The organism is Streptomyces sp. NPDC002896 (genome assembly GCF_040295225.1).
Taxonomy (GTDB): Bacteria; Actinomycetota; Actinomycetes; order Streptomycetales; family Streptomycetaceae; genus Streptomyces.
Window position 1 is genome coordinate 223,261 of the sequence record NZ_JBEOVA010000004.1, and the last position, 26,999, is coordinate 250,259.

The window sequence follows — 26,999 nt, forward strand, 5'->3', positions numbered from 1 at the left end:
CGCGAGGAAGAGGAGGTCGGCGGAGCATGTCGGCAGTGGAACGCGCGAAGGAACTTCAGCCCGAGATGGCGCGCCTGCGCCGGGAGCTGCACAGGCAGCCGGAACTGGGTCTCCACCTGCCCCGCACCCAGGAGAAGGTGCTCGCCGCACTCGAGGGGCTGCCACTGGAGATCACCACGGGCAAGAGCCTCACCTCGGTGACGGCCGTATTGCGCGGCGGGCGGCCCGGCGGCGCGGTCCTGCTGCGCGGCGACATGGACGCCCTGCCCGTCACCGAGGAGAGCGGGGTGGAGTACGCCTCCGTCGTCCCCGGCCGGATGCACGCCTGCGGACACGACCTGCACACCGCCGGCCTGGTCGGCGCCGCCACCCTGCTCGCCGAGCGCCGCGAGCACTTGCACGGCGATGTGGTGTTCATGTTCCAGCCCGGCGAGGAGGGCCACAACGGCGCTGTCGCGATGATCGAGGAGGGCGTGCTGGAGGCGGCGGGCAGGCCGCTCGACGCGGCGTACGCACTGCACGTGGCGGCCAACCGGGTGCCCGGCGGCGTCGTCGTCACCCGCTCCGGCACCGTCACCTCCGCCTCCGACCAGCTGAACGTGACGGTGCGGGGCGAGGGCGGCCACGGCTCCAACCCGGCCACCGCCAAGGACCCGATCGCGGTGGCCTGCGAGATCGTCACCGCGCTGCAGACCTGGGTGACCCGCGCCTTCGACATCTTCGACCCGGTCGTCGTCACCGTCGGCTGTTTCCACGCCGGTACCCAGGCCAACGTCATCCCCGATACGGCCGAGTTCGAGGCGACGGTGCGCAGTTACTCGGAGCACGCCCAGCAGCGGCTCGCCGAGGGCCTGCCCCGGCTGGTGCGGTCGATCGCCGCTGCCCACGGCCTGGAGGCGGAGGCGGAGTTCACCAAGAGCTATCCGGTCACCGTCAACGACACCGACGAGACCGCCTTCGCCCTGGTCACCGCCCGTGAGCTGTTCGAGGCGCACGAGGTGTGGGAGTCCCCGCAGCCGAGCAACGGCTCCGAGGACTTCTCGTACGTCCTCCAGCGCGTTTCCGGCGCGATGCTGATGGTGGGCGCCGCCCCCGAGGGCACCGACTGGCAGAACGCGCCGATGAACCACTCGCCACGCGCCGTCTTCGACGACCGGGTGCTGTACAAGCAGGCGGCGCTGCTCGCCGAGCTGGCCGAGCGCCGCCTGGCCGCCACGGATGCGTCGACCGAATCGGCCTCCGCGTCCGCCGGAGAGGTCGCGTGACGGCGGTGCGGGACGACGCGGAGGTGGCTCCCTCCGCCCGCGTCCGCGCCGTCGTGGGGGTCCTGGTCGCCTTCGAGCTGTTCAGCGGTTTCGTGCAGGGCGCGGACGCGCCGCTGCTCCCCGCGGTGCAGGACGAGTGGGGCGTGAGTGCGGCCGACGCCCAGTGGTTCATGACGGTGCACCTCCTCGCGGCGGCGGTCAGTGTGCCGGTCCTGGGGCGGCTCGGCGACCTGTACGGGCACCGGCGTCTGCTGCGCATCGCGCTGGGGTGCGTCACGGCGGGCACGCTCCTGGTCTTCCTCGCCCCCACGTACGCGGTGGCGCTCGTCGGGCGCGCCCTGATGGGAGCGATCGCCTCCCTGCTCCCGCTGGAGATCGGCCTGGTGCGCGGTCGGCTCGACGCTTCCGGCGCCCGCCGCGCAATCGGCCTGCTGGTTGCGGCCCTCACCCTTGGCTCTCTGCTCGGGAACGCCCTCTCGGGCGCGCTGCTGGGGATCTTCGGTGGCGTACGGGTCGCGTTCGCCGCTCTCGCGGTGCTGGGTCTGGTCTGCACAGCCCTGGCCTGGTGGTGCGTACCGGAGTCCGGACCCCGCGGCGCGGGGCGCATGGACTGGGCGGGCGCGGTCCTGCTGGGACTCGCCCTCGTGGTGCTGCTCGGGGCCGTGTCCCGCGCCGATGCCTGGGGGGTTGCGTCGCCGCGTCTGGCGGGCGCCCTGCTGCTGGCGGCCGTGCTCGGCTGGGCCTGGCTGCGCGTGCAGCTCGCCCGCCCCGACGCCCTGGTCGATGTCCGCGCGATGGCCCGGCGCGCGCTCGCCCCGCACTACGCCGCCGGGTTCGTGCTGGGCGCGGTCCTGCTGGCCGGGCAGTCCGTCGCCGTGATGTTCCTGGCCGCGGAGCCGACCGAGGACGGCTACGGCTTCGGCCTGGCCGTCTGGCAGATCGGCCTGTGGAGCCTGATCCCCAGTGTGCTCGGCCTGGTCGCCTCCGCGCTGGCCCCGGCGATCGGCGCTCGCATCGGCTACCGCCGGATGCTGGTGTCGGCCTTTGCGCTCATGGCGATCGGCCACGCGGGCCTCATTCTCGCTCACGCCAACCTGGCCCTGTTCGTCGTGGCCTACTCCGTGGCCGGTTTCGGGATCGGCCTGTCCCAGGGCGGACTGCCCACGGTGATCGCCGAGGGCAGCGCCCACGACCGCGCCGCGAGCGCCACCGCCGCCTACAACACCCTCAAGACGCTGGGCGGCGGCATGGCGGGCGCGGGCGCCTCCGTCATCCTCGGCGCCCTGGTCGTCGGCGCCTCGGACACCCCTTCGCTCACTGCCTACCTCACACTGTGGGGGCTCGGCGTGGCCGCCTGCACCGTGGCGGTGGCGCTCCAGACGGGCGGCGGACGGGAGACTCCCGGCTGCCGTCGCTGATCGGCCTCGAGGAGGTCCCTAATCGGCCTCGGGGAAGAGGCACGCCCCCACGCCGCCCGGCACGGCACCTCGCCGAGATCGGTCCAAGCACCATGGAGTGGGAACCGAGCACCCGGCGAGGGTCGTCGCCGCTGCCGGACGGGTTCAAGCAGGTGGGGGTGCGGTCGCCGTCGTGGCGGGAGGCGATGCGGATCAATGGCGGGGCCAGGATCATCGATGGTTCGAGTCAGGGGGGCCAGCACGTTGGCTCCGGGCCTCACATGCCACCATGCAAAAGGCCGAGAGTGGAACACGGCCGGAGTCCAACTCGAGGAGCCCGACGTGGCAGCACTCGCGAATGGGCCTGACCCTGACAACGAGCACACCGAGCGAACTCAGCCTTGCCGTCTAAAGGGTTAGGTTCTGGGCCCGAACGCCACATCAAGCAAGCAACCACTTACGACATGGAGCCGACAATATGGAAGGTGTCGGCAGGCAACTGTGCCGCGGTCTTGGAATCCCGGTGAGGACGGGCCGAGACAAGGATCGACGCAAGGTACGGCGGCGCTCCCAAGCACGCCACCCACACACGCACGGATGGCCAGACAGGGACATGTTCGGGGCGCGGGGCAGACGTCACTCGAACACATGATTACCCGTCAGTAGAGTCAGCAAAGGGTCAGCAAGTGTCCGACTAGACCTGGTCACAGACGCCAACACCTGCGAGTCGCGCACCGGCCCGAGTCGATCACCACGAGACGTGAACGTCCCCGCCGGCCGTTCCTGCCGACGGGGACCACGACCGCACGACGACCACGCCTCGCGGGTGCCCACTCAAGCGCTATAACTGCAGGTCAACGCACCCGACCCCGTGGTTTCAGCGGCACCGGCGGGAGTTCGGGAGCGGGCAGCCGACCGCCGGCGTAGCCGTGCACTTCACCGAAGCAGGACCCCTCCATCCACTCCTTCCGGGCCTCTTCGATTTCCTGCTGGGAACGCCCGATGAAGTTCCACCACATGACGAGTTCTTCCTCGAACGGCTCGCCGCCCAGCAGCATCAGGCCCGCGTCCGACTCGGCGCGCAGCGGGAGTTCGGAGCGGCCGCAGCCGAGGTACAGCATCGAGCCGGGCAGGACGGGCACGCCGTCGACGTGGGCCTCGCCGGACATGGACAGCACGGCGTACTCGAAGTCGGGCTCCAGCGGGAGGCGTACGTCGGTGCCGCTCGTGAGGGTGAGGTCGGCGCCGACGATCGGGGTGTAGGTCGAGCCCGGTGAGGTGGCGCCGTCCAGGGAGCCGAGGATGAGTGTGGCGGTGAGGCCGGGTGCCGTGACGGCGGGCAGCTCCGAGTGGTACTCGAACCTCGGGGTGATGTGCCGGTGGGTGTCGGGGAGGGCCACCCACAGCTGGGCGCCGTGCAGGAACCGCGGGTGCTGCCTGGGGCTCTCCTCGGAGTGGCTGATGGCCTGCCCGGAGGTCATCAGGCCCAGCTCGCGCGGGCGGATCGTCTGGAGGCTGCCGGTCGAGTCGCGGTGCAGGACCTCGCCCGCGTGCAGCCAGCTGACCGTCTGCAGGCCCATGTGCGGGTGCGGCGGCACCTGCATGCCCGGCTCGTCGGCGATGTCGTCGGGACCGTAGTGGTCGACGAAGGCCCAGGCCCCGACCATGCGACGGCCCAGGTTGGGCAGCAGTCGGCGGACCTCGGTGGATTCGCCGAGCTTGACCCGCCGGGGACTGAGGAGTTCGCGCACCGGCTCGGCGACGACGAATCCGCGGCCACCGCAGAGGGCGGGAACTGCCTCGCGGTCGAGATTGCTCATGGCGCCAACCTAGACCTGCCGGGCGCCCGCGTCAGTCCGTACTGGCGCGTCAGCCCGTACCGGCGCGTCAGTCCGTACCGGTAGTGGAATTTTTAACAATCAAGGGTGGTTACGGGCGGACGAGGAGGTCGGAAGTCGACATGGAGTTCGTGAGCGGTATGGAGAACGTGGGCGACATCGAGTACGTGGGCGGCATGGCGCACGTGGACGACACGGAGTACTACGGGCACGGGACGGCCGCGGAGCGCTGGGAGCGCGCGCAGATGTTCTTCGACGCCAAGGAGTACGCGGCGGCCGCGCGGGTCCTGGACGGCCTGGTCGCCGAGGTCCCGGAGCAGGTCGCGCCGCGACTGCTGCTGGCCCGCGCGTACTACCACTCGGCGCAGCTGCGCCGCGCCGAGACGGAGCTGCGCGCCGTCCTGGAGCGCGACCCGGTCGAGACCTACGCCCGGCTGATGCTCGGCCGCACCCTGCAGCGCCAGGGGCGCGACGCGGATGCGGAGCCGCATCTGCGGATGGCGGCGGCGCTGTCGGGCGACTTCACGGTCACGCCCGACAAGGCGTAGCGGCTGTGCGGCAACGGCACGTCCCGTCGCCGCTACAAGTCGCGGTATGCGCCGTTGCCGCTACAAGTCGCCGTATCTGCGATTGCCGCTACGCGTCCCGGTACGCCTCCAGCAGCCGCAGCCACACCTCGCTGATCGTCGGATACGACGGGACCGCGTGCCACAGGCGGTCGATGGGGACCTCGCCGGCGACCGCGATGGTCGCCGAGTGCAGGAGTTCGCCGACGCCTGGGCCGACGAACGTGGCGCCCAGGAGTACCTCGCGGTCGAGGTCGACGACCATGCGGGCGCGGCCGCGGTAGCCGTCGACGTAGAGCCCGGCGCCCGCCACGGCGGCGATGTCCTGGTCGACCGCGCGTACGCGGTGGCCTGCGCGTTCGGCCTCGGCGAGGCTGAGGCCGACCGCGGCCGCCTCCGGGTCGGTAAAGACGACCTGCGGTACGGCGGCGTGGTCGGCGGTGGCCGCGTGGGCGCCCCAGCGGTCCGTCTCAAGCAGCGGTACGCCCTGCGCCCGCGCGCCGATCGCCGCGCCCGCGATGCGCGCCTGGTATTTGCCCTGGTGGGTCAGCAGCGCGCGGTGGTTGACGTCCCCGACCCCGTACAGCCAGGAGCTGCCCTCGACGCGGCAGCTGTCGTCGACGGGCAGCCACGATCCCGGCTCGAGGCCGACGGTCTCCAGGCCCAGGTCGTCGGTACGCGGGGCGCGGCCGGTGGCGAAGAGGATCTCGTCGGCCTCGATGCGGTCGCCCCCAGACACCTCCACCGTGACGGCGGTGCCGTCCCGGGTCACCGAGGTCACGGACGTGCCGGTCCGTACGTCCGCGCCGGCCTCCTTGAGCGCCTCCGCGACGAGCTCCCCAGCGAAGGCCTCCATGCGCGGCAGCAGTCCCCCGCCTCGTACCAGCATCGTGACCTGGGCGCCGAGCGCCTGCCAGGCCGTGGCCATCTCGGCGGCGACGACCCCGCCGCCGACCACCACGAGCCGGCCCGGCACATGGTCCGCGCTCGTAGCCTCGCGGCTCGTCCAGGGGCGGACCTTGTCGAGACCCGGAAGGTCCGGGAGGACGGCGCGGGTGCCGGTGCAGACCGCTACGGCGTGCCGGGCGGTGAGCAGGTGCTCCGTGCCGTCGGGTGCGGTGACGGCGACGCGGCGGGGGCCGTCGAGGCGGCCGCGGCCGCGGTAGAGGTGCGCCCCGATGCCGTCCAGCCAGGCGACCTGCCCGTCGTCCTTCCAGTGCGATGTGTACTCGTCCCGGTGCGCGAGCACGGCCGGTGCGTCGAGTGGGCCCTGCACGGCCTCTCGCAACCCCGGCGTGCGCCGGGCTTCCGCGCTGGCGATGACCGGCCGCAGGAGCGCCTTGCTGGGCATGCACGCCCAGTACGAGCACTCGCCGCCGACCAGCTCGCTCTCCACGACCGCGGTGCTGAGCCCCGCCGCGCGTGTTCTGTCCGCGACGTTCTCGCCCGTCGGCCCTGCACCCAGCACGATGACGTCGTACGCGATGGCTTCGGTCATACGGGCCAGTCTGGTGCCAGGTGTGCCGTGAGGCCACACGGGTACGAGCGCGGAATACGCCGACTTCGCGCGCGGTTGTGCACGGCTGACTACGCGTGGTCGTGGACAACGGCTTCGCCCCCGGCCAGGAAGGCGCGAAGCAGTCCGGCCAGGAACCCCGACCAGGAAGAGGGAACATCCCATGAGCAGCACCGTGGAGCTGACGAAGGACAACTTCGACGAGATGGTCACGGACAACGAATTCGTCCTGATCGACTTCTGGGCGTCCTGGTGCGGGCCGTGCCGGCAGTTCGCCCCGGTCTACGAGAAGGCCGCGGAGGGCAACCCCGACCTGGTCTTCGGCAAGGTCGACACGGAGGCGCAGCCGGAGCTGGCCGCGGCCTTCGGTATCCAGTCCATCCCGACCCTCATGATCGTCCGGGACCAGGTCGCGGTGTTCGCCCAGCCCGGGGCTCTCCCCGAAGCCGTCCTGGACGACGTCATCGGGCAGGCCCGCAAGCTGGACATGGACGAGGTCCGCAAGTCGATCGCGGAGGCGGAGGAGCAGGGGCAGCAGGGAAGCTGAGCCGACGGGCCGCGTGTGCTCAGACGGGCTGCGTGCGCTCAGCGGCCGGGATCGCCGAGATCCCGGCAGTCCTTCTCGTCGGGCAGGAGCGGGCGGAAGTCCAGACGGTAGGTCCGACCGCCTGGGGCGCGCCACACGGTGTCCGGGGTTGCGGCTCGGGCCAGCCGCTGTGCGGTACGGCTCTGGCCCGCCGCGAGGACCGTGCACCGGCCCTCACGGGTGGGCGTGCCGGTTCGGCCCGGGTCGTCGTAAGGCCAGGCGGCGGAGTGCGCGTCCGCCTCGTCGGCGGGTGTCGCGAAGACGGCCAGCGCGGTCGGTGCGTAGGGACGCGGCCCACTCCGAAAGGCTTCGTCCGGCCATCCCGACGGATCCGTGCGTGACCGGAAGTCCGCGATTCCGTCCGCCTGGAGGGGAAGTTCCCTCGTGTCAGGTGTGGTCCGGGATGCGCCCGTGCGTCCGTCCTTGGTCCCCCTGACCGTGAGCGCCAGCACTCCCCCGTCCACCACGTCCGGCGACTCCACGGCGGCATGTGCCGTGGTGTATGCGTCCTCGTACAGTTCGCGCACCCGCTCGTCCGTCAAGCGGTGGACCGTGGCCGTCTGCAGGGCCCCTTCGCGGCCTGACGGCGTGATCGCCCGGCCGTCCCCGTAGAGCGAGAGCCGGGGCAGGGCACGCATGATCTGCGGGGACGGCGTGCCCGGGATCTCCCGGACCCCGACCAGGAGGTCCGCGGGTCCGGCGGCCGGAGGCTCGGGAACCGATGTGGCCTGATGGTCGGCGCAGGAGGTGCCGAGCGCCAGGAGGGTGACGGCCAGTGCCGGGGCTCGCAGGGCGGTACGCATGCGCATGGGACGGGCGCACGGGACCTTCCGGTTCCGTGTGCCCGTCCCTTCCTTCATGTGCCGGTGCCTTTCCGGATCATCGGGGTCAGGACTTCGTCAGCGTGTACGTGCCGCTGCCCGCCTTGTTGACGACCACCAGTCCGTGGCAGCCCGCGGGCAGAGTGACGGTGACCGACTCCGGCTGGCCGGGACCGGCCGCCGTACCGCTCTCCGTGGCCCCGGAGCGGGAGGCTACGTTGTCGGCCCCCGCCCGGTCCGCGTCGAACACGAAGAGCTCCGCGTCCTGGCCCGGGTCGGACGGGGTCACGGTGTACGTCGCCTCCTCGCCCGCCGTCAGACAGATGTCCCAGACTGCGGCAAGGCGGTCCGCGCCGAGGGTGACGGACGGTGAGCCGGTGAAGACGCCCTCGGTCTCGTCGGCCTCGATCCGGTAGGGGCCGGTGCCGCTGACGTCGGTGACCCGCGGGTAGTAGTCACCCAGCTCGCGGCTGTTGGAGTTCACCGCGACGAAGTCGGTGATTCCGGCCACCTGCCCGCTGAAGCCCACGAGTTGCTGCTGGTCGCGGTCGTCGTACAGCGACAGGTCGTAGTCCGCAGTGGCCGGGGGGCGCACCGCGACGACCGACCAGAAGGGCCGTGTCGTGTCGAAGCGGTAGTTGTGGTCCGGCTCGGGGGTGGGGCGTTCGAGCGAGACGTGGTTGGTGAGCGGGTTGCGGAATCCGTAGTCGATGGTGTTCTGGAAGAGGCTGCCCAGCGCCGCGTCCCCCACCTCGTGGCCGTCCTCCGCCCGGTGGTTCCAGTACGAACGGAAGCTGGTGTCCGTGTGGTTGAGGAAGGTGTTCCAGACGTTGGTCAGGCCCTCCCCGTACTGGTCCCAGGGTGCCTCGCCGGGCCCGTCGACCAGGTCCCACAGAGCACCCGCGACCCGGCCCTCGACAGCGTCACCGTCGTCCCAGCCGCCCGTGCCCCAGGTGTGGTTGTCGAAGTCCACGGTGAACGCCGTCGCGCCGCCGTCGACGTAGACGGGGTCGTTGAAGACCGCCACGCCGTACCAGTCGCCGAACCCTTCCGACCAGGCGCAGGGCTGGCTGGAGGTCCTCGTGATGATGTGCGGTGAGGGGCACTGCTTGTCCCAGTCCATGTCCTCGTAGACGTCGTCCATCACCGCGTGTCCGATTTCGTGGACGGCGACGTTGCGGTCGTCGGCGTCCTGCGGGACCAGGTAGATCTCGTCCTCGCCGGGGCGGTAGAAGGAGCCGCCCGGGTCGTCGTCCGGGTGCCAGTTGATGTCGATGCGGCGGCAGTCGCTGTCCTTGGAGTCCCAGCAGTCGCCGGGCGTCCAGGCCGAGGCGGCGTCGGCCCAGCTGTAGGCACGCAGCGCGCCGTGCAGGCGGGCGTCGGTGGGGTGCTGGGCTCCGAAGTCGGTGGTGGTGCCGTCGCCGAGGTCGTCGCGCTGCGAGCTGCGGAACTCGTAGACATCGTCGTCGTCGCGTTCCACGCCCCACTGGCCGTTCTGGGTGACGAAGATCAGGTAGACGTCCTGGCCGCCGCGGGCGTCGGTGCTGTTGTCGAAGCACAGCCGGTAGGCGCCGTTGTCGTCGGTGAGGCCGACGGTCAGCAGGTCGTCGCTGTTGGCCGGGTCCTCGTCCCAGACCTGCACCTGGAGGTTGGCCGAGTTGCGCCAGGCACCGCCCGCGTCCTGGTAGTTGAAGGAGCCTCGCACACAGGTCAGCGCCTGGGCGCCGATGGTCTGCTCCTCGGTGGCAGCCGGCGTGTCGTCGGAGTGGGGTTCGGCGAGGCCCTCGGTGCCGAGTCCTTCGGTGGACAGCTTCGTAGGCTTGGTGGGCTTGGCGCCCTCGGGGATAGGCGAGGCGGCGAACGGGCCCTTGCCCAGGCCCAGTCGGGACGATTTCGTGTCCTTGCCGACGGTGGCGAGGACGGGTTCCTCGATGCCGACGCCGTAGCCCTCGGGCGGCAGCACCCGCACGCGTATAGCGAGTTCGCCGGTGTCCACGGCCTCGACCGGCAGGGAGTACGTGGTTTTGTGTCCGGCCGTCAGGTCGGCGGTGCGGGAGGCCGTGGTGACCGAACCGCCGTTGTCCGGCAGCACGGATTCGTGGCGTGCGACCTCGAAGCCGGGCGGGTCCCCGGCGAAACGCAGGGCGGCGGGGAGGTCGATCTCCACGCGGGCGCCGGGGATGTCGATGTGAGGATCCAGCTTCACCGACAGGTCGGCGGTGCCGCCTTCGGAGATCTTGTGGTTGAACACAGCGGTGACGCTCACACAGCGCACGCCCCGGTCCCCCTGGGGCTTGCAGGCCGCGGTACGAGCGTCACCGTCCGGTCTTGGCTCTGCGGACGCCGGTCCGGCGGTCACCCCGCCGGCCAGCAGTGCTGCCGTGAGCAGCACCGTGCATAAGCCTCGATTCAAGAGAAGTCCCCCTCCTTGAACGAGTTCCGTCAACGGCGACGGAACACCCGTCCGATGGTGGCAGGACTGTTCACAGCTTTCTCATAAATGCTCGACAGTCTCAGAAATGGCCGATTCCGGGCGCCTGTTGGCAAGGGCACGTCACCGCGCCCCTGACGCGGGATGGCCCGGGCACGGTGGCCCGGGCCGGCGACGGATCGCTCCCCGATGCCGGGGCAGCGGCGTCAGAACGGGTAGCCCGCCACGTCCCCGCGCACCGTCGTCCAGCGCACCTCGGTGAAGGCCTCCAGGTTGGCGTCGCCGCCGAAGCGGGCGCCGGTGCCGGACGCGGCGATACCGCCGAAGGGCGCCACGGCCTCGTCGTTGACGGTCTGGTCGTTGATGTGGGCGATGCCGGTCGGGATCCGCTCGGCGAGGTCCAGACCGCGCGCGGTGTCGCGCGTGACGATGCCCAGCGAGAGGCCGTACGGGCCGGCGGAGGCGAGCGCCGCCGCCTCGTCAGCCGTGGTGAAGGACCGCACGGGCGCGACCGGGCCGAAGACCTCCTCCGCGTAGGCGGGCGTGTCGTCGTCGACTCCGGCGAGGACGGTCGGCCGGTAGAAGAGCTCCAGGTGCGTGCCGCCCGCGGCGACCTTCGCGCCACGCGCGGCGCTGGCCTCCACCAGGCCGTGGACCTTGGCGAGCTGGCCCTGGTCGATGATCGGGCCGAGATGGACCTGCTCACGGTGGGGGTCGCCGACGGCGAGTGAGTCCGCCTTGGCGGCGAGCCGCTCCACGTACTCCTCGTACAGCGAGGCGTGCACGAGGTGGCGGCCCGTCGTCATGCAGATCTGGCCCTGGTGGAAGAAGGAGCCCCAGGCGGCGGTGGAGATCACGGCGTCGATGTCGGCGTCCTCGAGGACGACGAGCGCCGAGTTGCCGCCCAGTTCCAGGTGGACGCGCTTGAGGTGGCGTCCCGCGGCCTCGCCGACCGCGCGGCCCGCGGCAGTGGAGCCGGTGAAGGAGATGACGGGCACGTTCGAGTCGGCGACGAGCGCCTGACCCGCCTCGGGACCGCCCGGCAGAACGTGCAGCAGACCCTCGGGCAGCCCCGCCTCGGCGAAGACAGCGGCGAGCGCGAGGCCACCGCACACCGCGGTGCGCGGATCCGGCTTGAGAACAACGGCGTTGCCGAGCGCGAGAGCCGGGGCGACCGAGCGGATGGAGAGGATCAGTGGGGCGTTGAACGGCGAGATGACGCCGACGACACCCACCGGGACACGGCGCGTGTACGACAGCCGGGGCGCCTCGGTCGGCAGCACCTGACCGGTCGGGCGCGACGCCAGCGCGGCGGCCTCGTAGCACTCCTGGGCGGCCACGTGCAGTTCGAAGTCGGCCTTACCCGGGATAGAGCCGGACTCGCGCACGATCCACTCGCGCAACTCCGCGGCGTGCGCGGCGAACAGGTCGCCCGCGCGGCGCAGCACCGCGGCGCGCTCGAAGTGCGGGGCGCGGGCCCAGGCGGTCTGGGCGGCACGCGCACTCACCGCGGCAGCCGTGACGTCCTCGGCAGAGGCGAGCGTGACGGAGGCCAGGGTGTCACCCGTGGCGGGCTCGGTGACGGCGTACTCACCTCCCGACAGAGCCCGGGACTGCCAGGTGTTCGGGTCGAGCAGGGCCATGACGGCTCTCCGATCGGTCACAGGTCGTCGAGGGGAAGCCCGGTCGCACATCGAGTAGAAGTCCCGTGTGGCTCGGGGCCAGTTCGGCGGTTGCGAGGCGGGATGCCGCGATACGCCGCGGGCGCGCGAACATACGCGGTGCTCTCAGGCATCCCCCCTGGTTGAGCATGCAACATGTTAGTCATCCCGTTCGAAAAGCGTGTCGCCTGTCGCACTCTCCGCCGGCATAACTCGCGGTAATTCCGGCGCGCCCTTCTGACCTGGGTTTATGCGTAGCGCTCGCCGGCACCGGCCACAGGAGTTGAAGTGGTTGGCGATGACGAAGACCGTCCTGCCCTTCCCGGTGAACTCACCGGCAGTGGCTTGCGGCTGGACGTAAAGGCCGAGTTCGTCGGGTCGATACGGCCGGGCGAGTACTTCAGCGACGGCACGCCGCCGGTGTTGACGACCGCGTTCGCCTGGGTTGCCGTCCCGCCGGAGCGGTCGACGAAGGACAGCCCGCGGTCGGTGCGGAACAGGAACACCTGGCGGATGTTGCCGCCGGGCTCGCCGCCATCGCGTCGTTCTGGGGGTCAAGAACTGCTGCCGGTGCGCATCGGGCACGGTCATCTTCGCAGGCCACGTGCTACCGGCCTTGTGGGTCGATGCGGTGACCAACTGCGAAGGCGGCGGTGCCGCTTGCTGTGGTGTCGAAAGGTCAGGCGCGGAGCAGGTCGGTCGAGACCGCCCAGAGGCGCTTGGCGGTGGCGGGATCGAGCGCCCATTCCTTGACACCGTGCGGGTGCTGCGCGAGGTCGGCGTCGTTCGGCACGGTGTAGGCCTCTTGTGAATCGTCGAGGTAGTGGCCTCCGGAGTGAGCGAACTCCGGGGCGACGGCCGCGACGATGCTGGTGGCGGCCCCTTGCTCGACCGTTTTGTACGTGAAGACTCCGGCGGCCTCGGCCGCATCGAGCGACTCCTTCTGTTGCGTTGTGAAGTTCCGCTGCAGTCCCGTCGCGACACCGCCGGGGTTCACCGCGTTGGCAATGATGCCGTCGGACGCCCAGAGGCGGGTCGCCTCGACGGCGAATAGAGAGTTCGCCGTCTTCGACTGGGCGTAGGCAATCTGCGGGTCGTAGCTGCGACGCTCGAAATGGAGGTCGTCGAAGTCGATGCCGGAACGCATGTGCGCCGTCGAGCTGACCGAGACGATCCGTGCTCCGTCGCGGTCGAGCGCTCCCAGGGCCAGGGCGCGGTGAAGGCCGCTGGCGAGGGCGAAGTGGCCGAGACGGTTTGTCGCGAATTGCAGCTCCCAGCCCTCACGTGTTCGTTCGAGGCCACCGGTGACCACGCCCGCGTTGTTGATCAGCAGGTGAAGCGGGCCGCCCCACGCGTCGACGAATCGCGTGACGGTGGTCCTGTCGGCGAGGTCGAGCCGGACGACTCGGGGCCGGATCCTTCCGGTCGACTTCTCGATCGTCTCAGCGACGGCGTCACCCGCAGTCGTGTTCCGGACAGCGAGCGTCACCTCCGCCCCGGCAGCGGTCAACACGCGAGACGTCTCGATCCCGATTCCGGAGGAACCTCCCGTCACGATCGCGCGGACGCCGGTGAGGTCGACGCCCCGCAGCACCTCGTCCGCGGTGCTGGAGGCGGTGAAGGGCGTGGAGATGGGTTCGCGAGTAGCCATGGCGGTGACTATACGTATTAGACTTGATTTGTATAGTGCGCCTCTCGCTCATATGCTCGTTTCATGAGCAGTCCCGATGTTGGCCACCCGCCGTCGACAGTTGCCGATACCGACCGTCGGACCATGGTTCTGGACTCCGCTCTGGTCACGTTCGCGCGATTCGGTTACAGGAAGACCTCGATGGAGGAGGTGGCGCGGGCGGCGCACATCTCCCGGCCCGGGCTCTACTTCCTCTTTTCCTCGAAGGAGACTCTGTTCCGTGCCGCGGTCACCCAGGCCTTGGAGCGCGACATCACAGCGGTCGAACACGTCCTGGCCGACACCGGCCGCCCCCTTCTAGAGCGCCTCGTCGAAGCGTTCGACCAGTGGGCGGGCCGCTACATCGGCCCGCTGACGCGCGATGTCGCGGTGGTCATCGAGGACAACCCCGACCTCCTCGGAGAGATCGTCGAGACCACACCGCGACGTTTCGAGGAACTGATCACAGAGGCGATCGCCGTCGAGTCAGGACGAGAGGCGGCCCCCCCTGTCGCACAGACGATGATCAGCGCATCGATCGGCCTCAAGCATCAGGCCGCGTCACGGGAGTTCTACCTCGAACGACTGGAGGTCGCTATCGATCTCCTGGTGCGCTGAAGAGACTTACCGAAGCCGCGCGAGAGAGCCCGGCCGCCTCGTAGGGCCGCGGTCTCGGACGGCGACGGCCGGGCCGCCCGTCGAGGCCGAGTCGGCCGACTCGGCAGATCACATAAGGCCGGGCGGCGCCGGTTGTTCGGTGTGTGCGGTCCTCGGTTGCGTGTGCAGTTCCCGGACCACGTCAGCGCCCTCGGACAGCTGCCGACGCAGCATGCGGTTCTCCGTCATCGGCTGGTGCAGGGCGCCGACCAGTGCCTCGACGTCGCCTTTGAGCTGAGCGATCTCTTCCGTGTCCGCAGCACGCAACGAACGCGTTCGCGGTGCTGCGACTCCTGCCGATGAGCGACCGGGAGAAAGATGTCGAGATCCTGGCCCTGCGCCACCAGATCGCCGTGCTCGAGCGGCAACCGAGCGGGCAGTGGGCGCGATTTCACGCGAGCGACCGAGCGCTCCTCGCCGCACTGCTCCACGTCCTTCCCCGCGCAGCACTTCGAGGATTCGGCTGCTGTACGACCGGGTGCTGCGCTGGCACCGCGACCTGATCGCACGCCGCCACGCCACAGCCTCTCGGTCACCCAGGCGTCCGGCCGTGCGGCGCTCGACCGTCCCCACGGTCCTCCCCCGCGACGTGGGGACCCGCCGCTCACCCACCGCCTGCCGCCGGACGGCGCCCGCCGGTCTCTCGGCCGCGGGGACGCCGTCGGGGAAAACAGCGAGAGTCGAGAAGCTCGGCGACCGCTCGCTGCTCCCGGGCTCCGGCACGTCAGCCAGCCGGGGTCACGCTTGCCTGGTACGTCAGGATCTCGGTGCCGTTACCCTCATCGCCGTTGTCGGGGGCGGCCCACATCGTGAGCTTGTCACCGTCGGCTGCCACCTTGAGGGGGTTGCGGGTGACCACGTGGCCGGCTGTCGACCACCGTTGGAAGGGCACCTCGTGCAGAATCTCGTGGCTGCGCAGGTCGATCAGGGCCATGCCGCCGAGTTCGTAGACGGCGCCGGCTCCGCCCGCGGCCGGCGTCTGGGGCAGGTTCGTGACGCCGCCGCAGAGCATCTTGCGGTCCGGGACGTACTGGCAGTCCTGGTAGTCGACGAAGTACTGGGAGTTGTCCCAGTCGGCGATCTGCCGCCCCTGCCCGTTCCACTCGTAGAAGTGGCGCGAGCCCCAACTGTTGCCGACGAGGTGACCGGTGACCTCGTCGCGGACAATGCCGCCGATGTGGTCCTTCACCTCGAACTCCTTGTGGACATCGAGGGTCTTGAGATCGATGCGGTAGATGATGGAGCTGCTGCCCGGACGGTACTGGGCCACGGGCACCCACACCGAGCTCCCGTCGGAGTCGATGCCACCGGGGTGGTACATGTCCCCCTCGCCCAGGATGATGTCCCGCTGCAGGTGTCCCTCGAGGTCCATCACGAACACATGGCCGATCCCGCGACCGGGAGTCCGGTCGTACCCACCCTGCGGGGTGGGGTACTTCTGCGTGGGCTCGATGATCTGGACCGCGGACAGGAAGATGTGGCCTCCCGCCTGGACCATCCCCTCGGTGTGGTAGGTCGGAAAGTTGAGCTTCAGTTTGCCGGTGAGCTGCCAGTCGGTATTGCGGTCGACCGCGTCGAAGGCCCGTACCAGGGCGCCGTCCTGTGCGCTCGCAGCCGCGATTGCACGCGTCGCAGGCGAGGCCGTGTTCTGGGTCGCGTGGGCCGCAACTGCCACGCCCCCGGCGGCAAGCAATGCGGACAGCGCTGCAGCGGCGGCAATACGGCCGTTCATCACGTTCTTCATGTCCACCCTTGATGTCTTGTGCGCCCCCGAGAACGCAGTGAACATATGGGGATCAAGTGAACTCGCAGGGCCAGAGCGGATAACGGGCATCGAAAGGACGGGTTGCCTGACGCGCGCCACCGAGGGTTATCAAAGCGGAAAGGTGGGGCGGCGGAGGTCGAGTCGCGGTGCGCGGCGGTCACGCCGACTCGCGGTGCACAGCGGTCACGCCGACTCGCGCTGCACAGCAATCACGTCGAGCACCTTGTGGACCTCGGGCGGTGCGCCGGGGTCGCGGACCGCGCGGTCGACGATCTCCGCCAGCTCCCTTCCGGAGGGCAGCTCGATCCGTACGGTGCTCAGCCGGGGGCGCAGCAGCCTGCCGAGCATGAGGTCGTCGGCGCCCATCACGGCGGTCTCGTCCGGCACGCCGATCCCCTCGTCCTGCAGGGCACGCATCAGCAGCATCGCGTACTCGTCGTTGTAGGCGAACACACCGTCGAGGGCGAGGCGCCGCCACTGCCCTGCGAGCCGGGCGGCCGAGGCTTCGTCGTAGGCGAGGGGCAACTCGGTGATCTCCGCGCCCGTGCCCTTCGCGGCACGGCGTACGCCTTCCAGGCGGGGCAGCGAGTAGGCCTCCAGGCCCGGCTCCTCGGGAACGACCACGCCGATGCGGCGCCGGCCGCTTGCCAGGAGGTGCTCGCCCGCGCAGCGACCGACCGTGCGCTGGTCCATGAGGACCGCGTGGGCGCCCTGGGTGGGCTCCTGGCCCAGGGTGATGACGGCTCGCACGCCGGAGCGCTTCAGGACGTCGACGCCCCGCGCGCCGAGGCGCGCGCTGAACGTGCTGAACGTCAGGACGGCGGCCGGCCGCAGCTCCGCCCAGGCCCGGGCGGCCTGGTCGCCGCTCTGACCGGCGCTGCCGAACTGCACGACGGTGTAGTCGAGACGGCTCAGCGCCCAGTGGAGTTCGTTGAAGAGTCCGCTGTACAGCGGGCCGACGGCGACCTCTGGGGCCGGCATCAGCACCATGCGGGTGTGCCCGGCCCGCAGACTGCGGGCCGCCGCGTGCGGCACGTAGCCGAGCTCCCTGGCCGCCTCGTGGACCCGTCGCCGGGTGGGCTCACTGATCCGCACCGAGCTGGTGTTGTTCAGTACGTACGACACGGTGGCCCGCGAGACCCCGGCAAGCCGTGCCACATCGGCACTCGTGGGTACGGCCCGACGGGGAGTGGACCGCTGCGCGGGCTGAGGCACTTCGGTGCTGTGGGGGGCGGCCTGCGGTGACTGGGCCTTCGCCGGTAGGGAGCGCCGGTCGCGGTCGTGTTGGTCCGCCTGTCCGGGAAGAGAGCGCTCTCCGCCCGCAGCAGACTCCGCCTGTCGCGGTGCGGAAGAGCCGGGCGCGGACAGAGGCCGCGGGGGCGGCCCCATCGTCCGGGGCGGCGCGGGCAACCCCCCGGCGTGGTGCGACTCGGCCTGGGGGCGTGATGAGGGGGGAGCCTGCACGGTGTGGTGCCGGGCAGGGCTCTGTGCGGAATCGGGCGATTCCACGTCGTCATCCGGCGTCGCGCCGAATGGCTGCTGTGGTACGGACTGCTCAGGTATCTGCACCATGACGCGTGGCATCTTTCCATGCCCGAAGCCGGGCTTGAGCCCCATGCCGAAGCCGGGCTTGCGCCGCTGATGCCGAGCCGGGATCCGGAGCCGATACGGGCGCGGGCAAGGCCCCGGAGCACCGCCTGAGGCGATCACCAGAAGAGGCATCCCGGAGAGGCGCACCCGCACCCCGCCGGGGCACGGCCGCAGTCAGGTCGCCCCATGAGCCGCGGGCGGATACTGGGTGTCCGCCCGCAGGCGCTGACGTGCGTTCACCGACCCGTCCGGAGGTGTTCCGCCATGGTTCTGGACCGCGCCACAGGGCTCGCGCAGTCCGTTCGCGCGCTGGCCGCAGGGGATGTGTCCTCACGTGCCCTCGTCGAGGAGGCGCTGGCGAGGATCGAGGCGGCGCAGCCGGCGTTGAACGCGTTTCGGCGGATACGGGCCGAGGCCGCGCTCGAGGAGGCCGATGCCGCCGACGGGGAGCTGGCCGCGGGCGGCAGTCGGCCGCTGCTCGGGGTGCCGGTGGCCGTGAAGGACGACATGGACGTGGCGGGCGAGCCGACCGCGTTCGGCTGCCGGGGCGAGTTCCTGCCGAAGGCGGAGGACTGCGAGGCGGTTCGCCGACTGCGCGCGGCCGGCGCCGTGATCGTCGGCAAGACCAACACCTGTGAGCTGGGCCAGTGGCCGTTCACCGAGGGTCCCGCCTTCGGGGAGACCCGCAACCCGTGGCACACCGGCCACACCCCCGGCGGTTCGTCGGGCGGCTCGGCCGCCGCGGTCGCGGCCGGTCTGGTCCCGGCCGCGCTCGGTTCGGACGGTGCCGGTTCGGTCCGTATCCCGGCCGCGTGGACGCATCTCGTCGGCATCAAGCCGCAGCGCGGCCGGATCTCGACCTGGCCGTGGCCGGAGGCGTTCCACGGCATCACGGTCAACGGCACGCTGGCCCGCACCGTCGAGGACGCCGCCACTCCTGCTGGACGCGACGAGCGGCAGCCACGACGGCGATCTGCACCGTCCTGCCGCGGTGGATCTCGTGGACGCGGCACGGCGCGAGCCGGGCCGGCTGCGGATCGCCCTCTCACTGCGCCCGCCGTTCACGGCGGTCCCCGCCCGCCTGGACCCTGCGGTCCGCCGCCGGGCTGTCGCGCTAGCGGAGCGGCTGGCCGCGCTCGGCCACGACGTCGAGGAGGCCGAGCCCCGCTATGGGCAGATCGGCCTCACGTTCGTGCCCCGCGCCACCGCCGGGATAGCCGAGTGGATACGCGAGATCCCGGACCCGGAACTCCTCGACCCGCGCACCAGGGACGCGGCCCGGCTCGGGCGGCTGCTCGGCGGGGCGCCCCTGCGGTTCGCCCGCCGCGCGGAGGCGGTCCTGCAGCGCAGGGTCGGCGCGGTGTTCGAGCGGTACGACGTGGTCCTGTCGCCGACCACGGCCGCTCCCCCGCCGGGCATCGGCACCCTCGCATCGCTGGGCGGCTGGCGCACCGACCGGGCGATGATCGCCGCCTGCCCCTACGCCTGGCCGTGGAACGTGCTCGGCTGGCCGGGCATCAACGTCCCGGCGGGCTTCGTGGACGGCGGCCTCCCCGTGGGCGCCCAGCTGCTCGGCCCGGCCGACAGCGAGCCGCTGCTGGTGTCCCTGGCCGCGCAACTGGAGGCCGACCAGCGCTGGCACGAACGATGGCCGCAGCCGCCCGGCGCCGTACCCGACGCCACCGCAAGGGAGTTCACGCCGCCGCCCGCTCCGTAGGGCCCTGTCACCGTACGCTGTGGCCATGGACGACGACGTCTCGATGATCGGGCTGATGGGGCGGGTCACCGGCACGGTCGGGCCGGGGCTCGTCGGCGAGGTGATCGTCCGTGTTCGCGGCGGCGCCGAGCACTTCCTCGCCTATCCGGCATCCGGCAAGGACCGGATCGAGACCGGCACGGTGGTGATGATCGTGGAGCACCTGCCTCCGCGCACCGTGTACGTGACGGCCGCATACGACGTCTGAGGGCCCGGGTCCCTCGTAACCGTCCCCTCGGGATCCTCGCGACCGTACCCGCGAGGCCTCTCGACCGCCCCTCGTACCAAGGACGTTGACGGCCTTCGTCAAGATTGCGACAAGGATGCGTCAGCGTCTTCTCCGCGGCTCTGAGCAGGAGCACACTCCCGTTCGTCCGGTACCGACCGGGTACTGGAGGTAAAGGGGGCGTATGCCGATGTTCGTCGGCGTCGTTGCGGGGGCTGCAGTCGCTGCTCTCGCCGTTGTGATCGGTCTGTTCAAGCTCATGTGGCGGGTGGCAGAACCGAACGAAGCATTGATCATTTCGGGCTCCACGCACCGCACCGAGGGGCTCGGTGAGGGCATGGGGTTCCGTATCGTCACGGGGCGCGGCACGCTCGTCCTGCCGGGCGTGCAGGCGGTGCGCAAGCTGTCGCTCGATCTCAACGAGACCGAGCTGTCCGTGGACTGCGTCACTCACCAGGGCATTCCGCTCAAGGTGCGGGGTGTGGTCATCTTCAAGGTGGGCGACGACTTCGTGTCGATCGCCAATGCGAGCCGGCGGTTCCTGGATCAGCAGAAGATGATGGCGGAGCGGGTGCACAACGTGTTCGCGGGTCATCTGCGGTCGATCGTGGGCGGCTTGACGGTCGAGGACATGATCCGCGACCGGGAGAAGCTGACCGGCCAGACCCGTGCCGCGTGCGGCACGGAGATGGAGAAGCTCGGGCTGATCGTCGACTCGCTGCAGATCCACGAGATCGAGGACCCGACCGGGTACATCCAGAATCTGGCCATGCCGCACGCGGCCGCCGTGCAGCGCGACGCGCGGATCGCGCAGGCGGAGGCCAACCGTCTCGCCACCGAGGCCGAGCAGCAGTCGTTCGCGCGGATGGCGGAGGCCACCCGGGACAGCGAGATCCTGCAGGCCGGATACCAGGCCGAGCGTGACAAGGCCGGCGCCAAGGCTCGGCAGGCGGGTCCGCTCGCCGATGCCGCCGCCCGCCAGGAGGTCGTGGTCCAGGAGACGCGGGTCGCCGAACTCGAGGCGCACCGGCGGGAGCAGCAGCTGCAGGCCGACGTGCGCAAGCCCGCGGATGCCAAGGCGTACGAGAAGCGGACGCTGGCCGAGGCCGAGCGTGACGCCCGTATCTCCGGCGCCCAGGCGAAGGCCAAGGAGACGGAGCTGGCGGCGAGCGCCGAGGCGACCCGGGTCAAGGCGGCTGCTGCGGCCGAGGCCGAGGCGACCAAGGCGCGCGGCGCCGCCGCCGCGACCGCGACCCGTGCGACCGGTGAGGCCGAGGCGGCAGCTGCGCAGGCCAAGGGCCTGGCGGCGGCCGAGGCGGCGCGCGCCAAGGGGCTCGCGGAGGCCGAGGCGATCAAGGCCCGTGCGGCCGCGCTCGCCGAGAACCAGGAGGCGGTCGTCGCCCAGCAACTCGCTGAGAACTGGCCCGAGATCGTGGCGGCGGGTGCCAACGCCTTCAACAGTGTCGACCACATGGTGCTGCTGAACGGTGCCGATGGGCTGTCGGACATGTTCGCCAAGGCGCTCACCATGGGCGGCACGGGTCTGGGCCTCGCCCGTCAGCTGCTGTCGTCGATGAACCAGAACGGCGCCGCACCAAACGGGTCGGCCCCACTCAACGGGCTCAACGGCCTCGCGGCCGCCTCCGGACCTGCGGCGCGTAAGGAGAAGGTTCCGCTGACGGACGAGAAGCCGTCCGACGGGGAGTAAGCCTCCGGTGAGTGTGAGGAGTTGACGTAAGGCGGCAGGGGGTCGGCGTGCCACGGGGCGCCGACCCCCTGCCGCGGGTGCTGACTCGCGGACCCGCCCTCCGGGCCCGGCGGCGCAGGTTCTACCGTGGCCCGCGTGACTGACTCCACCGCAGACCCGCGCACCGACGACACCCCGGGCCGTTTCGGTCCGACCGCGACGACCGAGGCTGAGCCGCGCCGGGTGGGCCGGGTGCGCACCGAGTACGCGCCGGCCCACGACGGCGATCCCGATCCCGGTGAGATCGTCTGGACCTGGGTGCCGTTCGAGGAGAACGACGGACGCGGCAAGGACCGCCCGGTGCTGGTGGTCGCCCGCGAGGCGGCCGGCACGCTGCTCGCCGTACAGCTGTCGAGCAAGCGCCACGACCACGACCGGGAATGGGTGCCGATCGGCAAGGGGCCGTGGGACCGCGAGGGACGCGACTCGTGGGTGAACATCGACCGGGTGCTGCGGGTGCACGAGCGCGGGATGCGGCGGGAGGCGTGCGCGCTGGACCGGATGCGTTTCAACCTGGTGGTGCACCGGCTGCGGGAGCGCTACGGCTGGCGCTGATCACGCGGTACGAGTGGCCTGTCCCTCCGTTCCCTCCCGGCGGAGTCTTCTGACCCGTCTTCGCAGGTCGTGAGCCTACGAACCGCCTCCGGGCTGCTCTCCCCGATGACCTCGACTACCGTGGTGGGAGCGGTGACCGTCGACATCGGCCGGGTCCACCGGTACAGGACGCGGCCCACATATCGGAGGTGTGCTGCGCGCTGCCGCGCAGCCGGGAACGCATGCCCGGTTCTCCGTCTCCCCCCGTCGTCCTCATGAACGCATCGTGAGCGCCTCATGACCTCTCGTGCAACAGACTTTCTCCGCACGAATCCGACCCTCGGGGCACTCTTGTGCGATCCGCTCACACGGGTTTGGGTGGGACGAGCGCTGCCGTTCCGGCTCACCCATGGCCGGGGCGGCTGCACGGTCCCCGACCGGGGAACCAGGCCGACCTGAAGATCAGGAGGATCCCGGCATGTCCGAGGGAGACTGTACGGATCTCGCCCCCATGGTCACGGAGGCCGACGTGGAGGCGCTGGTCCACGGCATCTGTTTCAAGACCGGCCCGCCCCGCTCCGTCGGTGTCGAACTGGAATGGCTCGTCCACGACGTCCACGGCTTCGACCATGCCGGTGGCTACGCGCCACGGCATCCCGTACCGCCCGCCCGCCTCGAAGCGGCTTACGCCGTAGCGCGGACGCTGCCCCTGCACTCCGCACTCACCGTCGAACCCGGCGGCCAGCTGGAGCTCAGCTCGCTGCCCGCCGCATCGCTGATGGACTGCGTCAAAGCCGTGTCGGCCGATCTGACGGCGCTGCGGACGGCACTCGGCCCCCTCGGCCTCGCCCTCACCGGGCTCGGCACCGACCCTTGGTGCCCGCCCTCCCGGCTGCTGCACGAGCCCCGCTACGACGCGATGGAGACGTATCTCGACCGCGCGGGGACCGCAGGCCGCCACATGATGTGCTCCTCGGCCTCCGTGCAGGTCTGCCTGGACGCCGGGCACGAGGAGCCGGGGCCGCTCGGCCACGGCCGCCGCTGGCGGCTGGCGCATCTGCTGGGGCCAGTGCTGGTCGCGGCGTTCGCCAACTCGCCGCTGAGCGAGGGGCGTCTGACCGGGTGGCGGTCGACGCGGCAGGTGATCTGGGCCGACATCGAACCGGGCCGGTCTGCCGCCCCGCCGCTGGACGGGGACCCGCGGACCGCGTGGACCAGACATGTGCTGGACGCGCCCGTGATGTGCATCAGGGCGGACCACGGGCCCTGGGCCGTGCCGGAGGACCTGACCCTGCGGGCGTGGGCGCGCTCGGGCGAGCCGCGGCCGCCGACCCGCGAGGACGTCGACTACCACCTGACGACGCTGTTCCCGCCCGTACGGCCGCGCGGCCATCTGGAGCTGCGCATGATCGACGCCCAGCCCGGCGAGAACGGCTGGATCGTTCCTCTCGCCGTGACGACCGCACTGTTCGACGATCCCGAGGCGGCCGAGACCGCGTACCGCACCGTCAAACCCCTGGCCGAACGGGCGGGCCCGCTCCCCGCTCCCCGCAACGAACTGTGGCTGACCGCCGCGCGGCAGGCCCTCCACGACCCCGAGTTGCACGAGGCCGCCGTCATCTGCTTCGCCGCCGCGCAGGAGGCGCTGCCCCGCCTCGGCGCCGACGAGGCCGTGCGGGACGCGGTGGCGGACTTCACCGACCGCTATGTCGCACGCGCACGCTGCCCCGCCGACGATCTCCTCGACCAGCCCGACCTGCTCGACCGCTGTCACGCGCACGGGAAGGACGCCCGCCCATGACCGAGACCGTCGCGACCCATGACCAGGATCCCGAGACTCTGCGGAAACGCGCCCTGTCCGCGCTGCTCACCGCGCGCGACCGCACCACACTGCTCACCGGCTGCGTCGAGGACCCCGATCTGACCGCACAGCACTCGCCGCTGATGTCCCCCCTGGTGTGGGACCTCGCCCACATCGGCAACCAGGAAGAGCAGTGGCTGCTGCGGGCCGTCGCCGGGCACGAGGCGATCCGGCCCGAGATCGACCCGCTCTACGACGCGTTCGAGCACCCGCGCGCCAAGCGGCCCTCACTGCCGCTGCTACCGCCCCCCGAAGCCCGTCGGTACGCGGCTGAGGTGCGCGGCCGGGCCTTGGACGTCCTCGAGCGCACGCCCTTCGAGGGTTCCGCGCTGACCAAGGCGGGCTTCGCGTTCGGGATGATCGCGCAGCACGAGCAGCAGCACGACGAGACGATGCTGATCACCCATCAGCTGCGCAACGGACCGGCGGCGCTGTCGGCACCCGACCCGGAACCCCTGTCATCCCCGTACACCGGACCGGCCGAAGTCCTGGTTCCCGGCGGCCGGTTCACCATGGGCACGTCCACCGAGCCCTGGGCGCTGGACAACGAGCGGCCCGGCCATGTCCGGCTCGTCCCGCCGTTCTTCATCGACACGACTCCCGTGACGAACGCCGCGTACCAGGCCTTCATCGAGGACGGCGGCTACGACGATCCCCGCTGGTGGGCGCCGGAGGGATGGGCCCACATCAAGGCCCGTTCCATCACCGCCCCGCTGTTCTGGCGGCGCGAGGGCGGGCAGTGGCTGCGACGGCGCTTCGGGGTGACCGAGGCCGTAGCGCCGGACGAGCCGGTGCTGCACGTCGGCTGGTACGAGGCCGACGCGTACGCGCGGTGGGCGGGCCGGCGGCTGCCGAGCGAGGCGGAGTGGGAGAAGGCCGCCCGCCACGATCCCGCGTCGGGGCGTTCGATGCGCTACCCGTGGGGCGATGCCGATCCGACGCCGGACCGCGCCAACCTGGGCCAGCGCCACCTGCGGCCCGCGCCCGCGGGCAGCTACGCGCTCGGCGAGTCGCCGCTCGGCGTACGGCAGTTGATCGGCGACGTGTGGGAGTGGACGTCGAGCGACCTCCTGCCGTATCCGGGGTTCACGGCGTTCCCGTACCGGGAGTACTCGGAAGTGTTCTTCGGCTCCGAGTACAAGGTGCTGCGCGGCGGTTCGTTCGCCGTCGACGCCGTGGCCTGCCGCGGCACATTCCGCAACTGGGACTATCCGATCCGGCGGCAGATCTTCTCGGGCTTCCGCACCGCCCGGGACGTCACGCCCGCGGACGGGGTCGCGGACGGCCGGACGGGGGGCGCCTGATGTGCCGGCATCTGGCTTATCTGGGGCCGCCCGTGCCGTTCGGCGACCTCGTCGTGGCGCCACCGCACGGCCTGTACCGCCAGTCGTGGGCGCCACGGTGCCAGCGGCACGGCACCGTCAACGCCGACGGTTTCGGCGTCGGCTGGTACGCGGAGGGGGACCCGGTGCCCGCCCGGTACCGCCGGGCGGGGCCGGTCTGGGGCGACCAGCCCTTCGCGGATCTGGCGCGGGTCGTACGCGCCGGGGCGCTGCTCGCGGCGGTACGCGACGCGACCGTGGCGAGCGCCGACGCGGAGGCCGCGGCGGCGCCGTTCTCCTCGGGTCCGTGGCTGTTCAGCCACAACGGCGCGGTGACGGGCTGGCCGCGCTCTCTCGCCGTACTCGCCGGGGAGCTGCCGCCCGCCGAACTGCTCGCGCTGGAGGCCCGCAACGACTCCGCGCTGGTGTGGGCACTCGTCCTGCACCGACTGCGGAACGGCGACGACGAGGGGCAGGCGCTGGCCGACACGGTCCAGGAGGTGGCGGCCGCCGCCCCCAGCTCGCGCCTCAACCTCCTGCTGGCCAACGGCGAGACGATCGCCGCGACCGCCTGGGGCGACACGCTCTGGTACCTCGCCGAACCGGGCGGCCGCACCGTCGTGGCCTCCGAGCCGTACGACGACGATCCGCAATGGCGCCAAGTGCCCGACCGCACGCTGCTCGTCGCGAGCCGCACCGACGTCCTGCTGACGCCGCTGAAGGAGCCGGAGGAGCCGCAATACCCACAAGAACATCACCAAGTACCCCCGGGAACCGATCTTCACCAGCCCCTGAAGACCGAGGAGCCGACCGCGTGAGCCCGTTCCAACTGACCCGCACCCTGCCCGAGGACGCCACGGACGCGGCCCTGCGCGCCGACGTCCTGCACGGCCTCACCCACACCCCCAAGACGCTGCCGCCAAAGTGGTTCTACGACGCGCGCGGCAGCGAACTGTTCGAGGAGATCACCGAGCTCCCCGAGTACTACCCGACGCGCGCCGAGCGGGAGATCCTGCTTGCCCGGTCCGCGGAGATCGCCGAGGTCAGCGCGGCCCGGACGCTCGTCGAGCTCGGCTCCGGGTCGTCCGACAAGACGCGTCATCTCCTCGACGAGCTGCCGGACCTGCACACGTACGTGCCGGTGGACGTCAGCGAGAGCGCTCTGAAGCAGGCCGGGCAGGCGCTCCTCGCCGAGCGGCCGGAGCTGGACGTCCATGCCCTGATCGCCGACTTCACGCGTGGCCTCACACTGCCGGACACGCCCGGGCCGCGGCTCGTCGCGTTCCTCGGCGGCACCATCGGCAATCTGCTGCCCGCCGAACGCGCCGAGTTCCTGACCTCCGTACGGTCACTGCTGACGCCCGGCGACGCGCTGCTGCTGGGCACGGACCTGGTCAAGGACGAGTCCGTTCTCGTGGCCGCGTACGACGACGCGGCCGGGGTGACGGCCGAGTTCAACAAGAACGTGCTCGCCGTCGTCAACCGCGAACTGGGCGCCGACTTCGACCCGGCCGACTTCACCCACGTCGCCCTGTGGGACCGCGACAGCGAGTGGATCGAGATGCGCCTGCGCGCCTTGAAACCGCTCACCGTGAAGATCCCCGCGCTGGACCTGGCGGTCGACTTCGAGCAGGACGAGGAGATGCGCACGGAGGTCTCCGCGAAGTTCCGCAAGGACGGCGTGTCGGCCGAACTGGCCGCCGCGCGGCTGGAGCTGACCCGCTGGTGGACGGACACGGCGGGCAGGTTCGCACTGTCGCTGAGTGTGGCGCGGTGAGAGACACGTCTTCG

22 protein-coding genes and 1 pseudogene are annotated in these 26,999 nt (G+C 71.2%); 13 read left to right on the plus strand and 10 right to left on the minus strand.

The features are described from left to right. The first annotated feature begins 26 nt into the window (after nucleotides 1-26). Both ABT009_RS08100 and ABT009_RS08105 read left to right on the plus strand, forming a co-directional pair. A complete protein-coding gene (locus ABT009_RS08100) occupies nucleotides 27-1,265 on the plus strand; it encodes a M20 metallopeptidase family protein (protein WP_351290828.1) in 1,239 nt (412 codons plus the stop codon). Then, nucleotides 1,262-2,683, plus strand: coding sequence for an MFS transporter (locus tag ABT009_RS08105; protein WP_351290830.1), 1,422 nt, complete (start codon nucleotides 1,262-1,264; stop codon nucleotides 2,681-2,683). The genes ABT009_RS08100 and ABT009_RS08105 overlap by 4 nt, the downstream gene beginning before the upstream one ends. Before the next feature lie 833 nt (nucleotides 2,684-3,516). Here the strand turns inward: ABT009_RS08105 and ABT009_RS08110 are convergent. Further along, nucleotides 3,517-4,482 (minus strand): pirin family protein, encoded by a 966-nt coding sequence (locus tag ABT009_RS08110; RefSeq protein ID WP_351290832.1) that lies wholly within the window; start codon nucleotides 4,480-4,482, stop codon nucleotides 3,517-3,519. Between the two features lie 194 nt (nucleotides 4,483-4,676). Here ABT009_RS08110 and ABT009_RS08115 point away from each other — a divergent pair, with 194 nt between their 5' ends. Continuing rightward, nucleotides 4,677-5,048: a tetratricopeptide repeat protein gene (locus ABT009_RS08115; RefSeq protein ID WP_351291312.1), complete on the plus strand. Its 372-nt coding sequence runs from the start codon at nucleotides 4,677-4,679 to the stop codon at nucleotides 5,046-5,048. An 88-nt stretch (nucleotides 5,049-5,136) separates the two neighbouring features. Here ABT009_RS08115 and ABT009_RS08120 read toward each other — a convergent pair whose 3' ends face one another. Further along, nucleotides 5,137-6,564, minus strand: a complete 1,428-nt coding sequence (locus ABT009_RS08120; protein WP_351290834.1) for a dihydrolipoyl dehydrogenase family protein — start codon at nucleotides 6,562-6,564, stop codon at nucleotides 5,137-5,139. Between the two features lie 181 nt (nucleotides 6,565-6,745). Here ABT009_RS08120 and trxA point away from each other — a divergent pair, with 181 nt between their 5' ends. Next, nucleotides 6,746-7,129 carry a thioredoxin gene (trxA, locus tag ABT009_RS08125; protein ID WP_351290836.1) on the plus strand — a complete coding sequence of 128 codons (384 nt, stop codon included), beginning with the start codon at nucleotides 6,746-6,748 and terminating at the stop codon, nucleotides 7,127-7,129. Between the two features lie 38 nt (nucleotides 7,130-7,167). Here trxA and ABT009_RS08130 read toward each other — a convergent pair whose 3' ends face one another. The 5 genes from ABT009_RS08130 to ABT009_RS08150 form a co-directional block, all read right to left on the minus strand. Beyond that, complete coding sequence (locus tag ABT009_RS08130) at nucleotides 7,168-7,977, minus strand: hypothetical protein (RefSeq protein WP_351290838.1); 810 nt, start codon at nucleotides 7,975-7,977, stop codon at nucleotides 7,168-7,170. A 79-nt stretch (nucleotides 7,978-8,056) separates the two neighbouring features. Next, on the minus strand, nucleotides 8,057-10,402 hold the full coding sequence (locus tag ABT009_RS08135) for a transthyretin-like family protein (RefSeq protein ID WP_351290840.1): 2,346 nt from the start codon (nucleotides 10,400-10,402) through the stop codon (nucleotides 8,057-8,059). Nucleotides 10,403-10,626: 224 nt separating this feature from the next. Then, nucleotides 10,627-12,063 (minus strand): benzaldehyde dehydrogenase, encoded by a 1,437-nt coding sequence (locus tag ABT009_RS08140; RefSeq protein ID WP_351291313.1) that lies wholly within the window; start codon nucleotides 12,061-12,063, stop codon nucleotides 10,627-10,629. A 266-nt stretch (nucleotides 12,064-12,329) separates the two neighbouring features. Then, on the minus strand, nucleotides 12,330-12,587 hold the full coding sequence (locus tag ABT009_RS08145; protein WP_502989832.1) for a hypothetical protein: 258 nt from the start codon (nucleotides 12,585-12,587) through the stop codon (nucleotides 12,330-12,332). 173 nt (nucleotides 12,588-12,760) lie between these two features. Further along, complete coding sequence (locus ABT009_RS08150; protein ID WP_351290842.1) at nucleotides 12,761-13,732, minus strand: SDR family NAD(P)-dependent oxidoreductase; 972 nt, start codon at nucleotides 13,730-13,732, stop codon at nucleotides 12,761-12,763. Nucleotides 13,733-13,795: 63 nt separating this feature from the next. On the opposite strand from ABT009_RS08150, the gene ABT009_RS08155 reads away from it, so the two are divergent. Further along, nucleotides 13,796-14,368: a TetR/AcrR family transcriptional regulator gene (locus tag ABT009_RS08155; RefSeq protein WP_502989833.1), complete on the plus strand. Its 573-nt coding sequence runs from the start codon at nucleotides 13,796-13,798 to the stop codon at nucleotides 14,366-14,368. A gap of 108 nt (nucleotides 14,369-14,476) precedes the next feature. Here the strand turns inward: ABT009_RS08155 and ABT009_RS08160 are convergent, their stop codons facing one another. The 3 genes from ABT009_RS08160 to ABT009_RS08170 form a co-directional block, all read right to left on the minus strand. Continuing rightward, complete coding sequence (locus ABT009_RS08160) at nucleotides 14,477-14,674, minus strand: hypothetical protein (protein ID WP_351290844.1); 198 nt, start codon at nucleotides 14,672-14,674, stop codon at nucleotides 14,477-14,479. 457 nt (nucleotides 14,675-15,131) lie between these two features. Next, a complete protein-coding gene (locus ABT009_RS08165; RefSeq protein WP_351290846.1) occupies nucleotides 15,132-16,151 on the minus strand; it encodes a DUF6454 family protein in 1,020 nt (339 codons plus the stop codon). Between the two features lie 204 nt (nucleotides 16,152-16,355). Further along, nucleotides 16,356-17,330: a LacI family DNA-binding transcriptional regulator gene (locus tag ABT009_RS08170; protein ID WP_351290848.1), complete on the minus strand. Its 975-nt coding sequence runs from the start codon at nucleotides 17,328-17,330 to the stop codon at nucleotides 16,356-16,358. A gap of 696 nt (nucleotides 17,331-18,026) precedes the next feature. Here ABT009_RS08170 and ABT009_RS08175 point away from each other — a divergent pair. The 8 genes and pseudogenes from ABT009_RS08175 to egtD all read left to right on the plus strand — a co-directional run bounded on the left by ABT009_RS08175 (nucleotide 18,027) and on the right by egtD (nucleotide 26,985). Next, nucleotides 18,027-19,479: pseudogene (locus tag ABT009_RS08175) on the plus strand (amidase). A 43-nt stretch (nucleotides 19,480-19,522) separates the two neighbouring features. Further along, on the plus strand, nucleotides 19,523-19,726 hold the full coding sequence (locus tag ABT009_RS08180; protein WP_351291317.1) for an NfeD C-terminal domain-containing protein: 204 nt from the start codon (nucleotides 19,523-19,525) through the stop codon (nucleotides 19,724-19,726). Nucleotides 19,727-19,928: 202 nt separating this feature from the next. Continuing rightward, the gene (locus ABT009_RS08185) at nucleotides 19,929-21,452 is read left to right on the plus strand and encodes a flotillin family protein (RefSeq protein WP_351290850.1); all 1,524 of its coding nucleotides are present in this window, start codon (nucleotides 19,929-19,931) and stop codon (nucleotides 21,450-21,452) included. Nucleotides 21,453-21,578: 126 nt separating this feature from the next. Next, nucleotides 21,579-22,046 (plus strand): type II toxin-antitoxin system PemK/MazF family toxin, encoded by a 468-nt coding sequence (locus tag ABT009_RS08190; RefSeq protein ID WP_502989834.1) that lies wholly within the window; start codon nucleotides 21,579-21,581, stop codon nucleotides 22,044-22,046. 457 nt (nucleotides 22,047-22,503) lie between these two features. Beyond that, nucleotides 22,504-23,826, plus strand: a complete 1,323-nt coding sequence (egtA, locus tag ABT009_RS08195) for an ergothioneine biosynthesis glutamate--cysteine ligase EgtA (protein ID WP_351290854.1) — start codon at nucleotides 22,504-22,506, stop codon at nucleotides 23,824-23,826. Beyond that, complete coding sequence (egtB, locus tag ABT009_RS08200) at nucleotides 23,823-25,190, plus strand: ergothioneine biosynthesis protein EgtB (protein WP_351290856.1); 1,368 nt, start codon at nucleotides 23,823-23,825, stop codon at nucleotides 25,188-25,190. Before egtA ends, egtB begins: the two co-directional genes overlap by 4 nt. Then, nucleotides 25,190-26,026 carry an ergothioneine biosynthesis protein EgtC gene (gene egtC, locus ABT009_RS08205; protein ID WP_351290858.1) on the plus strand — a complete coding sequence of 279 codons (837 nt, stop codon included), beginning with the start codon at nucleotides 25,190-25,192 and terminating at the stop codon, nucleotides 26,024-26,026. The genes egtB and egtC overlap by 1 nt, the downstream gene beginning before the upstream one ends. After that, complete coding sequence (gene egtD, locus ABT009_RS08210; protein WP_351290860.1) at nucleotides 26,023-26,985, plus strand: L-histidine N(alpha)-methyltransferase; 963 nt, start codon at nucleotides 26,023-26,025, stop codon at nucleotides 26,983-26,985. Before egtC ends, egtD begins: the two co-directional genes overlap by 4 nt. The last annotated feature ends 14 nt before the right edge of the window (nucleotides 26,986-26,999 follow it).

Bases quoted from the DNA above. Each gene is read 5' to 3' on its own strand.
- ABT009_RS08100 (WP_351290828.1), top strand. From the start codon at position 27: ATGTCGGCAGTGGAACGCGCGAAGGAACTTCAGCCCGAGATGGCGCGC.
- ABT009_RS08110 (WP_351290832.1), bottom strand. From the start codon at position 4,482: ATGAGCAATCTCGACCGCGAGGCAGTTCCCGCCCTCTGCGGTGGCCGC.
- ABT009_RS08115 (WP_351291312.1), top strand. From the start codon at position 4,677: ATGGCGCACGTGGACGACACGGAGTACTACGGGCACGGGACGGCCGCG.
- ABT009_RS08120 (WP_351290834.1), bottom strand. From the start codon at position 6,564: ATGACCGAAGCCATCGCGTACGACGTCATCGTGCTGGGTGCAGGGCCG.
- trxA (WP_351290836.1), top strand. From the start codon at position 6,746: ATGAGCAGCACCGTGGAGCTGACGAAGGACAACTTCGACGAGATGGTC.
- ABT009_RS08130 (WP_351290838.1), bottom strand. From the start codon at position 7,977: ATGCGCATGCGTACCGCCCTGCGAGCCCCGGCACTGGCCGTCACCCTC.
- ABT009_RS08140 (WP_351291313.1), bottom strand. From the start codon at position 12,063: ATGGCCCTGCTCGACCCGAACACCTGGCAGTCCCGGGCTCTGTCGGGA.
- ABT009_RS08150 (WP_351290842.1), bottom strand. From the start codon at position 13,732: ATGGCTACTCGCGAACCCATCTCCACGCCCTTCACCGCCTCCAGCACC.
- ABT009_RS08155 (WP_502989833.1), top strand. From the start codon at position 13,796: ATGAGCAGTCCCGATGTTGGCCACCCGCCGTCGACAGTTGCCGATACC.
- ABT009_RS08165 (WP_351290846.1), bottom strand. From the start codon at position 16,151: ATGAAGAACGTGATGAACGGCCGTATTGCCGCCGCTGCAGCGCTGTCC.
- ABT009_RS08180 (WP_351291317.1), top strand. From the start codon at position 19,523: ATGATCGGGCTGATGGGGCGGGTCACCGGCACGGTCGGGCCGGGGCTC.
- ABT009_RS08185 (WP_351290850.1), top strand. From the start codon at position 19,929: ATGCCGATGTTCGTCGGCGTCGTTGCGGGGGCTGCAGTCGCTGCTCTC.
- egtA (WP_351290854.1), top strand. From the start codon at position 22,504: ATGTCCGAGGGAGACTGTACGGATCTCGCCCCCATGGTCACGGAGGCC.
- egtB (WP_351290856.1), top strand. From the start codon at position 23,823: ATGACCGAGACCGTCGCGACCCATGACCAGGATCCCGAGACTCTGCGG.
- egtC (WP_351290858.1), top strand. From the start codon at position 25,190: ATGTGCCGGCATCTGGCTTATCTGGGGCCGCCCGTGCCGTTCGGCGAC.